We start from the raw sequence: 14,838 nt of genomic DNA on the forward strand, positions 1-14,838 counted from the left end.
TGACGAGGCGCGCGCCACTACGCGCCGCCGCTCCGCTCCGCCCCACCGGCGCGGAGTTCTTGTCCAGACAATCGGGCTTTTGGTGCGTTTACCGGTCATGCTCTGGACTAAAACTCCGGCGGGGCTGCGGCTACTGCGCCGGTGGCTGGTAGTTCGGCGGGTAATTCGAAGGTGATGCCGGCGGCTGGCCGTAGGTCTGGTTCCAGCCGTTGGGAGGTGTCGGACCACCGGCGCTGCCAACGTGGGCCGACCCCGGAGGGGTGCCTCCTTGGATCCGGAGGAGCTCTGCGGTGTTCTCCGCGGTGCGGATACCGGCCACCAGGGACTCCAGGCCGATCCGTGCCAAGGCCAGGTAGATCAGCACAACCAGTGGTCCGATAATCAGCATGACCAGAATGCCGAGCATCACGTTCCGGGAAGCGAATGACGCGATGACGACCAAAATGTAGCCGAGGCCCAAGGCAACCATGATCAGGATGTAGACGATCCTGGCGATCGATGGCGATACGAATCTCGTGAATGACAGGTCGAACAGGTTTTTCATGGGTCCCCCATTTTTAGTTTCCGCTGTTCAGGCGGCTGTTGCTGACGGTTGCCAGCCTAACCGCTGGGTGCTGATCGCGCGGCGCGGACGCGTCACGCGAAGTTTTTGTCCACACAAAGGGGCTTTTGTTGCGGTTTCCGGCCACTATCTGGACCAAAACTCCGGCGGCTTAACCGAGGGAGCGGCTACAGCTGGGGCTGTGCCAGGAATTCCGCCAGGCTCAACGGGTCCCGGCCGGTCAGTGCGTGGACATCCGGCGAGAGCCCGGCCAGCTCACCTGCGGCGATCGCCGTGTAGGTGCTCACCCAGGCGTCCACCTGCCATGGCGGTGCCCCGTAGGACGCCCGGGAGGCGTAGGCCTCTTCAACTGTTTCCGGGTGATAAGTGATGCTCCGCCCGGTTTCGGCGGTGAGCACCTCCGCCGCCCGGGCGAGGGTAATCTCTTCCGGCCCGGTGAGGTTATAGGTGGCACCCACGTGGAGCGCGGGGTCCCTCAGCACCGCCACAGCGCAACGCGCGATGTCCTCACGGGCCACGGCGGAGACCACGCCGTTGCCGGCCGGCCCGCGGATCACCCCGTCCTCGCCCGTCAGGAGCGGCAGGAAGTCCAGGTAGAAGTTGTCGCGCAGGAACGTGAAGTCCATGCCGGAGGCCCTGATCCTCGCCTCGGTGGCGTAGTGGTCACGGCCCAAGGTGAACACAGAATCCGGCGCCGCACCGTAGAACGATGTGTAGACAACGTGCTGAACCCCGGCTGCAGCAGCGGCATCAATGAAGCTGTAGTGCTGCTGCAGCCTGTCCTCGGCCTCGGCCGCGGACACCATAAACAGGAACTTGACTCCCTCCAGAGCCTGGCGGGCCAGATCGGAGTCCGCATAGCTGAACACCAGCGGGTCCGCGCCCTCAAGCTCCGGTGCGCGGCCGGCGTCGCGCACCAGCAGGCGCTGGGCCTGCCCCACGTCCGCGAGCTGCCGGGCCACCATCCCGCCCAGGCCTCCGGTGGATCCGGTGACGGCGAGATCGGGCAGGATCGGAAGGGAGGTCAAAAGGGCTCCTTACGCTTCGCGGGTAGCAGGCGACTTGGTCTTCGCCGGATCGCGCTCAGCAAGCGAGCCGATGGCGTCGTCGATCTTCTTCAGCACCTCGGGCTCAAGGGTCACACCTGCAGCGGCCACGCTGTCGGCGATCTGTTCCGGGCGGGACGCGCCCACGATGGCCGAAGCGACATTCGGGTTCTGCAGGACCCAGGCCACCGCAAGCTGCGGCATTGAAAGCCCGGCCTCCTCCGCGATGGGCTTGAGGCCCTGGACGCCGGTGAGGACGTCGTCGCGCATCCAGCGCTCAATCATCCTGGCGCCGCCCTTGTCATCGGTGGCACGGCTGCCCTCAGGCGCAGGCTGGCCGGGCAGGTACTTGCCGCTCAGCACGCCCTGTGCCATGGGAGACCAGACGATCTGCGAGACGCCCAGTTCTTCCGACGCCGGCACCACCTCAGCTTCGATGACCCGCCACAGCATGGAGTACTGCGGCTGGTTGGAGATCAGCTGGAAGCCCAGTTCCTTGGACAGTGCGTGGCCGTCGCGGAGCTGCTCCGCCGTCCACTCGCTCACACCGATGTAGAGCGCCTTGCCCTGCCGGACGATGTCCGCGAACGCCTGCATGGTCTCTTCCAGCGGCGTTTCGAAGTCGTAGCGGTGGGCCTGGTAGAGGTCCACGTAGTCCGTCTGCAGCCTGCTCAGCGAGCCGTTGATCGACTCCATGATGTGCTTGCGGGACAGGCCCAGATCGTTCTTGCCCTTGGGCCCGGTGGGGCCGAAGACTTTGGTGAAGATCTCCAGCGATTCGCGGCGCTCGCCCTTCAGCGCCTCGCCGAGGACGGTTTCCGCGGCAGTGTTGGCGTAGACGTCCGCCGTGTCAAAGGTGCTGATGCCGGCGTCGAGTGCTGCCCGGACGCACTGGGTGGCGACGTCGTTCTCCACCTGGGAGCCGTGGGTCAGCCAGTTGCCGAACGTGATTTCCGAGACTTTGAAGCCGCTGTTTCCGAGGTATCTGAATTCCATGGTTTCCACGCTAACGGAGTTGGTTGCTCAGGGTAAGTGCCTGACCGGTTAACGGCGGGGTTGAAGGCCGGGCAGCGGACGACGGCGTTGCGCCGGGTTCCGCCGGTCAGCGGCGGCGGAGTTCCGCGTACTCCAGGGACGGGACGACGGCCCCGGCATCGCGCTCCACGAAGTTGGTCCCAGGCGGCACCAGCTCATCGATGGCATCCAGCACCGGTTCGCTCAGCAGGGTGTCCGCCGCCTTCAGGTAGGCCCGGAGGTGGGCTTCGGTGCGCGGGCCGACGATCACGCTGCTCACCGCCGGGTGGTTCAGTGCGAAGCCGACGGAAAGCTCCACGAGCGAGATCTCCAGCTTGTCCGCCAGCCTGGCCAGCGAGTCCGCCGCCAGGAGCTTGCGCTCACTGGAGGGCCCGGAGATGTCGTACCGGCCCGGGAGGGAATGCACCCGGGTTGGGGGCTTGCCGGCGTCCAGGACAAAGTCGCCGGACAGCCAGCCGCCTGCCAGCGGACCATAGGCGAGCACACCGAGTCCGTACTGCTGGGCGATGGGGAGGACGTCGCGTTCGTTGCCGCGGACCAGCATGGAATAGGGCACCTGGTTGGCCACGGGCGGGATCAGGTGGTTGGTGGTGGCAAGCCACTGCGCCTCCACCAGCTGCGCGGGCGTGAAGACCGAGGTGCCGTAGTAGAGGATCTTGCCCTGCCGGATGAGATCGTTCAGGGCGGTGATGGTCTCCAGGACGTCCGTGTTGTAGTCCGGCCGGTGGGCCTGGTACAGGTCGATCCGGTCGGTCTGGAGCCTGCGGAGGCTGCCCTCCACGGCCTGCATGATCCAGCGCCGGGAGTTGCCGGAGTGGGCGGGGTTGGGGCTCATCTGACCGTGGAATTTTGTGGCGAGGAAGACGTCGTCGCGGCGGCCGCGGAGCGCACGGCCCACCACCTGTTCCGATTCGCCCTGCGAGTAAACGTCGGCCGTGTCCACTGCGGTGATGCCCGCGTCCAAGGCGGACTGGATGATGCGAATGCTTTCGTCCGCGCCGGTGGGGGCGCCGCCTGTGCCGGCGCCGTCCGAAGCGCCGCCCGGGCCCTCGCCGAAGTTCATGGTGCCCAAGGTGAGCGGGCTGATGGGTGTGCCGGACCGGCCGAACACCCGAAGTTCGCTGAGGCTCATCCCCGGCTCCTCACGGTCGTTTCCCACGCGGATTGCTGTGGATCGTCACGACGCTACACAAATTTGACGGGGCGGAAACGATTTGTGCCTTAGTGCTTCGCTTTTCGTAGCGGGACGTAACGCAGCCCGGTGCCGTGACGATTTATGAACATGCCGACAGTGCCTGCCGCCGGAAGTTCAGCCCTTGTTGGCAGGCAGCTTGGCCCTGAGGACCTTCGCGTGGCCGGTCAACGACATGAGGGAGCCAGTGTCCAGCGGGGACAGCGGCGCCCGGGCCGGCGGCTTCGTAAACGAGCGGGCAGCCCCGGGCCCGGGAGCCGTCTTGCCGGTGTCAGTGGATGCGGTGTCATTGGATGCGGTGCCGTTTGATGCGCTGCCGTTGGGTCCGCTGTTGTTGGATCCGGTGTTCCCGGGGCCAGGGATGTCTTCGCGTACCGGAATGTCCTGGTGCAGCGCAGACTCCACCAGCGGGGCCACCGCTGCCACCTTTGCTGCGGGCACGGATGGGGCAGGAAGTTCGCGGACCGTCACCTTGATCTCGGGGGCGGCGGCCCGTGCCCGTGCCATGGCCCGGGCATCGGCGTCTGCGACGGCGGCGGCCCAGTCCCCGGCCAGCACCGGCGGCTCGCGCCGGGCTGCGGTGAGCAGCGGGTGACGCTCCACGGCTTCCTGGAACCGCGGCCCGAGCTCGGATGGTTTCAGGAAGTCCCGGCCGTGGTGCAGAGCCTTGCGCCAGTCGCGGGGAGCAAGCAGCGCACCGCGGAGCATCCGGGCGCGGGGTGGCTTAACGGAGGAGGGGGCGGCAGCAGCGTCGTCGTGCGTTGCCTCACGGGCATCCGACGGATGTCCGGCCCCGCCGGTGAGGCGGACCAGGGGCAGGGTTTCGTTCTTGGGAAGCCGCCCGAACAGGGCCTGCACGGTCAGTACCAGGAACCGCCCGACGCCGGCGAGCACCAGGGTCAGGATGACCAGCAGGAACAGGCCCAGAAACATCAGGAACGCGAGTCCCAGCGTGCCGAAAAACGTCAGGTTGAGAGCGATCGTTGCTGAATCTCCCACGTCATCACTCCAATCTGCCAGCGGCGGAGCCCGTGCCGGCACCCATCACCACGGGCACCAAACCCCTCCACTACCTTACGGACTATTTTTCGGACACACTGCCGGTTGCGGGGGTGCGGACGAGGTTGTTTCGAAGCTGTTACCGGATATGACAACCCGGCGTGCCATCCATATCTGCCGCCTATAGTCGGTAGAGACCATTTGGCCGCCAAGACGCGGCGAAGACCATCGTCAGAGGAGTGCCGTTGCGCGAGGACCCAGGCATTGCCGGCAACTGCGCCTGCCTGTCGGGCGAGGTGTACGGCGAATGCTGCGGGCGTTTCCACAGCGGTGGAGCCGACGCCGCCACGGCTGAGCAACTGATGCGTTCGCGCTACACCGCGTTTGTGCTGCTCAACGTCGAATACCTCCGAAAGACGTGGCATCCGAGCACCGTGCCGGCTGACCTTGAACTGGACCCTGCCATGGACTGGCGCCGCCTGGACATCGTCTCCACATACCGCGGCGGACCGCTGGACGCCGAAGGCATTGTGGAGTTCAAAGCGTATTTCCGGCACGACGGCGAACGCGGAGTCCACCACGAAACCAGCCGCTTTGTCCGCGAAAACCGGCGCTGGTACTACGTGGACGCCGTGCTTGCTTAGCTCTCGGTGTAGGTTTCGTCCGGCGTGAAACCGGCGCGGTCCACCTTGCGGTGGAAGTGCATGCCCGCCAGGCCGCCGAGCACGGCACCCACAAATGCCACCAGGGCAACCACGACGGCGGCGATGATGCTGGTGACTGTCAGGTCGCCCTCGTTGACGGGGATCCGCGGGAAGCTGTTGAGGGTGGCCAGGACGTTGAACTGCTGCCCTGCGATAAGGCCGAGCAGCGCCACAACCACGGCGGCGATCAGGGCCCAGGCCCACACCATCATGCCCTGCTTGGCGCCGTTGAACCGCGCCATCCGGCCGGCCACATAGCCGCCTGAATAGTACGAGACAAACAGGATCACCAGCAGGACGATGATGCCCACTAAGCCCACGGTCCCGTTGGTGGTCATCTGGCCGACGGCCTCGTTGACGTCCGTGTTGTTCGCCAGCCCCACCGCGGTGCCCGCGGCGGCAACGAAGGCCGTCAGCAGGACTGCCATGCCGGTGGCTGCCAGCCAGCCAAAGAAGGCGGAACCCACTTTGACGCCGCCGAATTGTTCCTTCTCCCGGGCGACGGCGGTCTGCCGGTCAGTCAGGTGAGGATCTGCCGCTGGAGCGGCCCCTGCCTGTTCTGCGGTGTAGGGTGTCGCGACAGACGATCCGGCCGGGTATGACGGATCCGCCACATAGGCCGGCTCAGCGTAGGGCCCTTCAGCGTTGGGCCGCGGCTGATCCAAAGCGCGTGTTGGCTCGCCGCCCGCGAAGGTTGCATCACGAGCAGTTTCACTGCGCAGAATTTCCTTCCGGGTGCGCCGCGGAAGTCCGTCCCCTGGTTCCATTTCGTTGCTCATGAATCAACTCAACCACTGGTCAGCAGTGATAACAAGGGTACTTACTATCTGCTAGCGGTAGTTCCGGTGCAGATTTTCCTTGGCAGACGCGCCCGGCGTGGCATCCGCGATCCACGGGCCCGTGCCCTCTGACTGGTCCAGGACACCGGCCTCCAGCCAGGTGTAATCCCCGGCCAGGACCTTTCCGGCGAGAGCGTGATCGGCGTCGTCGGTGTTGCGCCAGAGCTGGTCAAAGTACTCGTCAATGCGCACACGCGACTGCTCGCAGAACGCCTCTGCCAGTTCGTAGGCGCCCGCGGCATGCTCCGGGGTGGTGTGAAGAAGCATCTCGGCCCGTGAGCAGCACGCAGCCATGGCGAAGAGTTCGGCGCCGATGTCCACCACGCGGCCAAGGAACGCCTGCTTGTATTCCAGCTTCGCCTGCCAGCGGCCCATGCCGTAGAACGTTTGCCGGGCCAGCCGCCGTGACGTCCGTTCCACAAAGCGCAGGTGCTTGGCCAGCCGGCCGAAGTCGCTGTAGGAGCGGGGGTCCATCCCGGCGCCGGCGACGAGCTTGGGCAGCCACTTCGCATAAAAGCCTGAGGCCCCGACGGCGGCCCTCGCTTTGTCCTGCAGGCTCGCATCCACGGAGGCAAGGTCGCCGGCCGCGGCAAGGTGCGCGTCCACGGCCTCGCGGGCAATGAGGAGCTTCATGATCTCCGAGGAACCCTCGAAGATGCGGTTGATCCGGAGGTCACGCAGCTGCTGTTCCGCCGGAACCGCGCGTTCGCCGCGGGCCGCCAGCGATTCTGCTGTCTCAAAGCCCCGGCCTCCGCGGATCTGGACCAGCTCATCGGCGATCCTGCAGCTGATTTCCGTGGACCACAGCTTGGCGAGGGCTGCCTCGATTCGGACGTCCTTCTGCCCGGCGTCGGCAAGTTCCGCGGACAACTCAAAGACAGCGTCAAGGGCGAAGGCCGACGCGGCGATGAAAGCGATCTTCTTGCCCACGGCTTCGTGTTTGCCCACCGGCTGGCCCCATTGGGTGCGGGCGTTGGACCATTCCCGCGCGATTTTCAGGCTCCAGCGGCCGGACGCTACACACAGTGCGGGCAGCGAGAGCCGGCCCGTGTTCAGCGTGGTGAGCGCGATCTTCAGGCCCTGCCCCTCACGTCCCAGCCTGTTTGCCGCGGGTACCCGCACCTGGTGGAACCGGGTCACGCCATTTTCAATCCCGCGCAGCCCCATAAAGGAGTTGCGGTTCTCCACGGTGATGCCGGGGGAGTCCATCTCCACGACGAACGCGCTGATGCCGCCCTTGTGTGCAGTGCCGTCCGCGTCGGTGTGTGCCGGCACCAGGGCCATCACCACCACCAGTTCGGCGATCACCCCGTTGGTGGTCCAAAGTTTTACGCCGTCCAGAACGTAGGAGTCGCCGTCGTCCGCGGGAACCGCTGTGCTGCCCATCCGGGCGGGGTCGCTGCCAACGTCCGGTTCCGTCAGCAGGAAGGCGGTAATGGCCCCCGCGGCGCAGCGCGGCAGGTATTCCCGTTTCTGCTCAGCGGTGCCAAAGACCTTCACGGGCTCCGGCACGCCGATGGACTGGTGTGCCGAAATCAGGGCGCCGATGCTCGGATGGACACTGCCCAGCAGCGCAAGCGCCCTGCCGTAGTAGACCAGGGACAGGCCGAGTCCGCCATACTCCTGGGGGATCTTCATGCCGAAGACGCCAAGGTCCGCCAAACCGCGGATGTATTCGTCGGGGATTTTCGCGTCCCGCTCGATCACGCGCCCGGACATGGTGCGGGCGTACTCCGTGAGTCGCTCCATGAAGGCTTCGCCGCGTTCCACATCTTCAGCCTGCGCCTTCGGCCAGGGGTGAATGAGGTCGAGATCAAAGCTTCCCAGGTACAGCCCCTTCGCAAAGCTGGGCCGGTCCCAGCCGATCTCGCGGGAGGCCTCGGCCAGTGCCCGGGCGTCCGCGGCGGTGGCTTCGGGGCCGATGTTGCCCGCGTCCACGGGAACGTCGGCGTCCGGGGCATCGGTGGGAGGCGCCTCAGGGGCAGCTTTGGCGGCGGGACTGTCAGTGGCGGAGCTCATGGGGTATCTCCTTCGCCGGATGGCCGGTTCTAGCCATGGATCCGCCGGGTTGGAGAACCCTTTAGCTGTCTCCCAACATTACCCGCGGGTAGCTTCCGGTGCTAGGGGAGGGCTGCCCTTGGAAATCCCCCGGGGATACGTTGGCGGCCTGACGCACCAGCCGGTCCCAGCCCTGGTTGATGCCGTGGACCACTGCGAGCAGCGACGTTGAGGCGAGGAACCAGGCCAGCTTGCCCACCCCTACCAGGACCAGGGCAAGGAACCCCGCGGTCAGGACGAAGGCCACCAGGACCAGGGCGAACACCATGGTTCCGATGAACACCATGGTGTAGGTCTCCACTGCACTTAAGTCGAACTGCATTCTTCCCCCTGCGCCATTGCCTCGGTTGAGTCAGTAGGACTGAGCGTAGGGGCTGCCCGGTGTCCCAACCAGACGCGGGGCGCGCCGACAGGCGGGTTGATACGGGATCGCAATGCTACCCGGAGGTAGGTCACGGGGCGGTCGCGGAAAGCCTGCCGCTCCCCCCAATCCAACGCGGGGTCACTCCACGCTCAATTTTGCTCCCGGAGCGGGCGTTAAGTGACTGCCGCGTTGGTTGCAAGGGCTCTGCGTTAACCTTGTAGTTGGCAGTTTCCTGCCCAACCATCCCCCAACAGCTCAAGGAGAGTGCGTGCCCCGCTCCGCCAGGTCATCCGCTGACGCGATCAGCGCCCGGCTCCGGGACCTCGAACTCCTCACCAAAGGCCCTGCCTGGGCACTCACGCGCTCCGCGCCGTGGGTCATCGCCGTGCTGCAGGCATCCTTCACCCGCACGCGTCCGCAGCTTCCGCTCGAGGAGTTCCACGCCGACGTCGACTCCTTCCTTGAGCAGCTGCGACACCAGGAGCCGGGCGGGGCCGCCGCCGGGACGTCCACCGGCAGGAACTATGCGGACGAATGGACCCGCAAGAACTTCCTGACCCGCCGCAACCAGTCGGGGCAGATCGTCTACGAAGTCACCGAGCCTGCCGCGCGTGTGCTCGCCTTCCTGGACAGCCTCTCCAGCGAGCGGTCCACACTGAACGGGTCCCGGCTGGGAACCCTGCTCGGCGACGTGGAGAAGCTCGCCAACGAAACCAACCCGGACCAGAGCGCCCGGCTGGAATCCCTCGAGGAGGAGATCGGGGAGCGGCAGCAGCTGATCCAGGACATCAGCACCGGCGACTTTGACGGGCTGCTCGATGACGACGAAGCCGTGGAGGCCGCCGGCAACATCCTGGACCTCGCCGCGAGCCTGCCCGCCGACTACAAAAAGATGCGCGACCGCATTGAAGAACTGGTGGGCGAGCTGCGCAACCAGATCATCGAGGAGTCGCTCAGCAAGGGCGCCACCATGGCCCAGGTGCTGGAGGCGGACAAACGGCTCCGCCAGAGCCCCGAGGGCAGGACCTTCCGTTCCTTCACCGCATTCCTGGACGATCCGCAGCAGCAAATGCGGTTCCGCTCGGCCATCGGCGAAGTCCTGAGCAGGCAGTTCGCCGATGACCTCTCGCCCGAGGACCGCGAGACGCTCAAGAACCTGGTGGCAGAGCTCCGCCACCAGCACGGCCAGATCCAGCGCATCTACGGAAAGCTCAGCGAAAGCCTGAACACCTACGTCCAGAGCGACGACTTCCGCCAGTCGGTCCGGCTCCGGAAGGTCCTGCGCGAGGCGGAGCAGGCCATCAGGTCCCTGACGTACGAACGTGAACGGGCTGGGCTTGTCCGCGGCCCGGTGCTGTTTAATGCCGGCTTCGAATCCCTCGCCATGGTCAAGCTCTATGACCCGGACGAGTTTGCCGTCCCGCCCAAGCTCGCGGACCCCATCGCCTTCAGCGACTCGGACCGTGTGCGCTCGCCGAGGACAGGCAAGGCGCGCCCCGAGGCCATCCGGGCCGCCGTTGCCGGAGCGTCCACCCTGGCCGAGGCCTGGGCCCGGCTGCCCGCGGAAGAGCAGCACATCAACTCCATCCGCGCGCTCCTCTCGCACGCCCTCCAGGAAGGCGCGGCCTTCGACCGCGAAACCTGGGACGGCCTGGACTTCGAACAGATCGACGGCACCACCCGCAAGGCGTACCTGCCGGTGGTCACCCTCAAGAAGGATTCATGATGACTGAAGTTACGAACGATACGAGCTCGGGCGCTGAGCGACCCATTGCGGCAGCCCTCTCGCCCCGGGACACCTTTGTGGACGGCGCGGCGCTCTTCCCTGGCGACACCGGCGTGCTCTCGATGAAGGTGCGCCAGGCCCTGGTGAAGCTGCTGAAGGGCCCGTATGTCGACGGCGGGCGGGACGAGAAACTGTGGACCACCCTGCTGGACAACCAGCTGATCCTGCGCAGCCGCCTGTCCGAGCTCTTCCTGACCTTGCAGCTCGACCACGAACGCAAGGTCGCCGTCCTGCGCCCGGTGGACCCGGAGGCCATCGGAGGCAGCACACGTTCCAGCATCCTGCGCCAGCAGAGGGCGCTCAGCCGGGTGGAGACCATCGTGCTGCTCCGCCTGCGCCTGCTGCTGGACCGCCACGTCACGGCCCAGACCGATCCCACCATTACGCGCGAGGAAATCGCGGACCTCGTGGCCCATTATCAGCCCGCCGGCCAACAGGACGCCCTGCGTGATTCGGACGTGGTCAATAGGGCCATCACCAAGCTTTTGGCCCGCCAGCTGCTCCTCGCCACCGGCCTGGACGACGTCTACGCCATCTCCAACGCCCTCCCCTTGGCCCTCCCGTTTGAAAACATCGGCGACATCCCGGCCCAAATCGAAGCCCTGGTGGCAGCCACAACCGACCCCGCCGGCACAGAACCCCTGCTGGAACTGGACAACGACGCGGAGACTGAAACCGCCGAAACCGAGGAGGACAAGTGAGCGTCGCAACCATGCTCCCCCTCGGCGATCTCACGAACCCCGGCCAGATGCGGCTTGCCTTGGTGCAGGTGGTCAACTGGGGCACGTTCCATGGGGCGCACACCATGCACGTGGACCGCAACGGAACCCTGCTGACGGGCAACTCCGGTGTGGGCAAGTCCACGCTGTTTGATGCCATGCTCCGGGTGTTTGACGCCCGGCCACGCTCCAATGAAGCCGCCGCGCAGCGTGCCGGCGGGGCGGTGGAGGACAAAAGGACCACCTTCACCTACATGCGCGGCAAGGTGGGCGACAAAGCGGTGGGCGAGGGCTCGGCCAGTGCGTTCCAGCGCCCGGGTGCCACCTGGTCCGCCGTCGCACTGACGTTCGATAACGCCGCGGGCACCCGCGTCACCGTGTCGGCATTATTCGATGTGCCCAAAAACGGGACGGAGTCCAGTGTTGGACGTTTCTACCTGATCGACAACAAGCCGCTGGACCTGCCGGCCATTGAGGACATCGCGGAAAAGCGCTTCACGAAGGCCACACTGGAATCGGTCTTTCCGGACGCCCAGATCTTCGATGTGCACAAGGCCTTTGCGGAGCGATTCCGCCGGCTGCTGGGCATCAGTTCGGACCAGGCGCTGCCGCTGCTCCGCGTGATCCAGGCCGGCAAGGGCCTGGGCGGCAGCGTCAACACCTTCTTCCGCGACCAGGTCCTGGACGCCCCGGCAACCCTCTCCGCGGCGGATGCGGTGGTGGAGGAATTCAGCAACCTGATGTCCATCCGGCAGCGGCTCGAGGATGTGCGGCAGCAGCGGGACCAACTGGCCCCCGTGCCCGGCCTGAACAAGGATTACGCGCAGTCGCTGCTGGACGCCAACCGGCTCCGTGAACTGGCGGGCGAGGAGTTTGAGGCCTACAAGCAGCGGCTCGCAGTCACTGTGCACCAGAAAACGCTGGCCCGGTTCAAGGAACTGGCACAGGCCAAGACGAAGGAACTCGGTGCGGAACGCTCGGTCCGGGACGGGCTCGCCAAGGAACTGCGGGAGCTCGAAACCGACTACAACAACCAGGGCGGCAACGCGATCTCCGCGATCGAACAGTCGCTGGAAAACGCCAGGGTTGGGCTGAGGCTCCGCCAGCAGGTGGAGGACGCAGCCCGCAAGGCCCTGTCCGACGCCGGCCTGCAGCTTGACTGGACCGCAGAGGGCTGGGAGCAGGCCCACGAGCAGGCGGCGGCCAGGGCTGCCGAGCTCAAGGACGATTCCCAGGCCCTGCAGGAACTCCGATTCGAGGCCTTCGACGGCCACGCCACGAGAAAACGCGAGCTCGCGGCTGCCCAGCAGGAACTCGTGTCGCTGAAGACGCGCAAGTCCCTGCTGCCGCCGTCGAGCATTGAAAACCGGGCGGCGATCGCCGCGGCCACCGGCGTCCCAGAGGACCGGATGCCGTTCGGTGGCGAGCTGATGGACCTCGCCGACGGTGAGGAGCGGTGGCGGCCGGCCGCTGAGCGCGCACTCCGGAACCTGGCCACCACGCTGCTGGTACCGGGTGAACACTTCGCTGCGGTGACCCGGTACCTGAACGACAACAAGGTGCGCGGCGCCCTGCGCGCCGTGGATGTCTCCAAGCCGCTCGCGGGCGGCGCCCTCGCCGTGGAGGACGTGCGCGACGGCGACCTGCTCACCAAGCTGGACATCCTCGCCAGCGGCGCGGTGGCCGACGCCGGGGAATGGATCCGCGAGCGGATCGCCCTCGATTTCGCGTACCCGTGCGTGGAGGATCCCGACGAGCTGGCGAAGCTGGAGAAGGGCCTGAGCCTGGGCGGTGTGGTCAAACGCAACCGCCACACGGTGGAAAAGGACGACCGCTTCACCGGCCGCCAGGACTACGTGCTCGGGTTCGATAACGCCGCCAAGCTGGAACTCGTGGCTGCCCAGGTGGAGGACCTGCAGCAGGACCTGGCCAAAGCGGCCGAGCTCGCCCAGAGCCGGGAAGAGTCCCACCAGGGCATGAGCCGCCAGCTCGACGCGCTCCGCCGCATCGCCGAGGACCACCGCCCCTGGGAGCAGGTGTCCGCTGCCGTGGCCGCCGAGGAACTCACCAGGATTGAGCAGCGGCTCAAGGACGCCCTTGCGGCGCAGGCGGACCTGGAACCGCTGCGTGCCAACATCGAAACGGCGCGGCAGAAACACCAGGCCAGCACCGAGGCCGCGGCCGTCCTGCAAAGTGAATACAAGGCACTCGACCGCCAGCTGAGCGCCGCCGATTCGCTGCTGGAAGCCGCGCGTGCCCGCCTCGCCCAGGCGCCGCCGTCGGACGCTACCGTCACGGCGCTGGAACCATACTTCGCCGACTTCGGAGACGTCGGCGAGATGCATGAGCTGGACAACCTGGCCAACCGCGTGCGCACGGCACTGCTCGGCGAGCTGCACACCGCCGAGACGCGCGGGCAGGCCACGTCCGAGCGGCTCACCCGGATCTTCGAGGGCTTCGTGCGCGAGTGGGGGTCGGCAATCTCCGCGGACCACGGCACCGCCATCGGCGCGGCAGGGGAATTCGAAGCCCGCTACCACGCCATCGTCAGCGACGGCCTGCCCGCGCAGGAGAGCGAATTCCGGCAGTTCTTCAACCAGCGCACGCACGAATCCTTCAGCACCCTGCTGCACCTGCTGGACGAGGAACGGCGCTCCATCACCAGCCGCATCCTGCCACTTAACGGCATCCTGTCCGAGGTCAACTTCCACGAGGGCAGCTTCCTGGAACTGGACATCAAGCAGACGCTCCCGGCCACGGCGAAGCAGTTCAAGGACGCCATCCAGAACGCGCTGAAGGCCCGGCACACGCGCCCGGCGCGCGCCGCTTCGGACGCCGGCGCGGGCGACGACGCCGAGCTCACCGCGCGCTATAAAACCCTGGAAACCCTGGTGAAGCGGCTCGGATCCCCCACGCCCGAGGACCGGCGCTGGCGCGCCGAAGTGCTGGACGTCCGCGGCCACCTGTTCATCCAGTGCAAGGAACACCGGAAAACCGGCACGCGCACCGACGTCTATATGCACGCCGATACCGGCTCCATGTCCGGCGGCGAGCGGCAGCGCTTCACCGCCTTCATCATGGCCGCGGCGCTGAGTTACCAGCTGGGCATCGCCGAGCAGGGGTTCACCACGTACGGCACGGTGATGATGGATGAGGCGTTTGTGCTGGCGTCCGAGGAGTTCGCGGGCGCCGGCATCAAGGCGCTGCACGAGTTCGGCTTCCAGCTGCTGCTGGCTGCACCGGAAAACGTGATCGACCTGTCCCGGCACCTGGGCTCCGTCACGGAAATCCTCCGCGACAAGCGCACCAACCGCTCCGGCGTGCTCACTGCCCCGGTGGTCCGGCGCCGCCCCGGCTCCGAGGGCGAATGGCGGTCCGAGGCCAACCCGGTGGACATCGTCCTCCGCTGACCCAACCCCGCCTCCAAGACGCTCTCTCACTTAATGCGGGTTTTTCACTGGCCCTCTCTCACTTTCTTGAAGATAGTGAGAGAGGGTGCGCCGAAATGCCGCGTTAGGTGATAGAGCGTTGGGG

The 14,838-nt window shown here is 66.4% G+C and carries 12 protein-coding genes; 4 read left to right on the forward strand and 8 right to left on the reverse strand.

What is annotated here, in order from left to right; genetic code table 11:
• Nucleotides 1–130: 130 nt before the first annotated feature.
• From IAQ70_RS21185 to IAQ70_RS21205, 5 genes are all read right to left on the reverse strand, one after another.
• A complete protein-coding gene (locus IAQ70_RS21185; protein ID WP_190991924.1) occupies nucleotides 131–544 on the reverse strand; it encodes a DUF4282 domain-containing protein in 414 nt (137 codons plus the stop codon).
• 185 nt (nucleotides 545–729) lie between these two features.
• Entirely contained in the window at nucleotides 730–1,590 is an 861-nt protein-coding gene (locus tag IAQ70_RS21190) for an SDR family oxidoreductase (RefSeq protein WP_190991925.1), read from the reverse strand.
• 9 nt (nucleotides 1,591–1,599) lie between these two features.
• Nucleotides 1,600–2,604 carry an aldo/keto reductase family protein gene (locus IAQ70_RS21195; RefSeq protein ID WP_190991926.1) on the reverse strand — a complete coding sequence of 335 codons (1,005 nt, stop codon included), beginning with the start codon at nucleotides 2,602–2,604 and terminating at the stop codon, nucleotides 1,600–1,602.
• A 106-nt stretch (nucleotides 2,605–2,710) separates the two neighbouring features.
• Complete coding sequence (locus tag IAQ70_RS21200) at nucleotides 2,711–3,775, reverse strand: aldo/keto reductase (protein WP_190991927.1); 1,065 nt, start codon at nucleotides 3,773–3,775, stop codon at nucleotides 2,711–2,713.
• 177 nt (nucleotides 3,776–3,952) lie between these two features.
• Nucleotides 3,953–4,834: a hypothetical protein gene (locus IAQ70_RS21205; RefSeq protein WP_190991928.1), complete on the reverse strand. Its 882-nt coding sequence runs from the start codon at nucleotides 4,832–4,834 to the stop codon at nucleotides 3,953–3,955.
• Between the two features lie 245 nt (nucleotides 4,835–5,079).
• On the opposite strand from IAQ70_RS21205, the gene IAQ70_RS21210 reads away from it, so the two are divergent.
• Nucleotides 5,080–5,478 carry a YchJ family protein gene (locus IAQ70_RS21210; RefSeq protein WP_223860488.1) on the forward strand — a complete coding sequence of 133 codons (399 nt, stop codon included), beginning with the start codon at nucleotides 5,080–5,082 and terminating at the stop codon, nucleotides 5,476–5,478.
• Here IAQ70_RS21210 and IAQ70_RS21215 read toward each other — a convergent pair.
• The 3 genes from IAQ70_RS21215 to IAQ70_RS21225 all read right to left on the reverse strand — a co-directional run bounded on the left by IAQ70_RS21215 (nucleotide 5,475) and on the right by IAQ70_RS21225 (nucleotide 8,757).
• Nucleotides 5,475–6,317, reverse strand: coding sequence for a YIP1 family protein (locus tag IAQ70_RS21215; RefSeq protein ID WP_190991929.1), 843 nt, complete (start codon nucleotides 6,315–6,317; stop codon nucleotides 5,475–5,477). The two genes, IAQ70_RS21210 and IAQ70_RS21215, sit on opposite strands and share 4 nt — an antisense overlap.
• A gap of 51 nt (nucleotides 6,318–6,368) precedes the next feature.
• Nucleotides 6,369–8,396, reverse strand: coding sequence for an acyl-CoA dehydrogenase family protein (locus tag IAQ70_RS21220; protein WP_190991930.1), 2,028 nt, complete (start codon nucleotides 8,394–8,396; stop codon nucleotides 6,369–6,371).
• 61 nt (nucleotides 8,397–8,457) lie between these two features.
• Nucleotides 8,458–8,757 carry a hypothetical protein gene (locus IAQ70_RS21225; RefSeq protein ID WP_190991931.1) on the reverse strand — a complete coding sequence of 100 codons (300 nt, stop codon included), beginning with the start codon at nucleotides 8,755–8,757 and terminating at the stop codon, nucleotides 8,458–8,460.
• A gap of 310 nt (nucleotides 8,758–9,067) precedes the next feature.
• Between IAQ70_RS21225 and IAQ70_RS21230 the strand changes: the two genes are divergently transcribed.
• The 3 genes from IAQ70_RS21230 to IAQ70_RS21240 are packed head-to-tail and all read left to right on the forward strand — an operon-like array spanning nucleotide 9,068 to nucleotide 14,714.
• Nucleotides 9,068–10,525 (forward strand): DUF3375 family protein, encoded by a 1,458-nt coding sequence (locus tag IAQ70_RS21230; protein WP_190991932.1) that lies wholly within the window; start codon nucleotides 9,068–9,070, stop codon nucleotides 10,523–10,525.
• Nucleotides 10,522–11,286: a DUF4194 domain-containing protein gene (locus tag IAQ70_RS21235; protein ID WP_190991933.1), complete on the forward strand. Its 765-nt coding sequence runs from the start codon at nucleotides 10,522–10,524 to the stop codon at nucleotides 11,284–11,286. The genes IAQ70_RS21230 and IAQ70_RS21235 overlap by 4 nt, the downstream gene beginning before the upstream one ends.
• Entirely contained in the window at nucleotides 11,283–14,714 is a 3,432-nt protein-coding gene (locus IAQ70_RS21240) for an ATP-binding protein (RefSeq protein WP_190991934.1), read from the forward strand. Before IAQ70_RS21235 ends, IAQ70_RS21240 begins: the two co-directional genes overlap by 4 nt.
• Nucleotides 14,715–14,838: the final 124 nt, after the last annotated feature.

It is taken from the genome of Pseudarthrobacter sulfonivorans, assembly GCF_014712225.1.
GTDB lineage: Bacteria > Actinomycetota > Actinomycetes > Actinomycetales > Micrococcaceae > Arthrobacter > Arthrobacter sulfonivorans.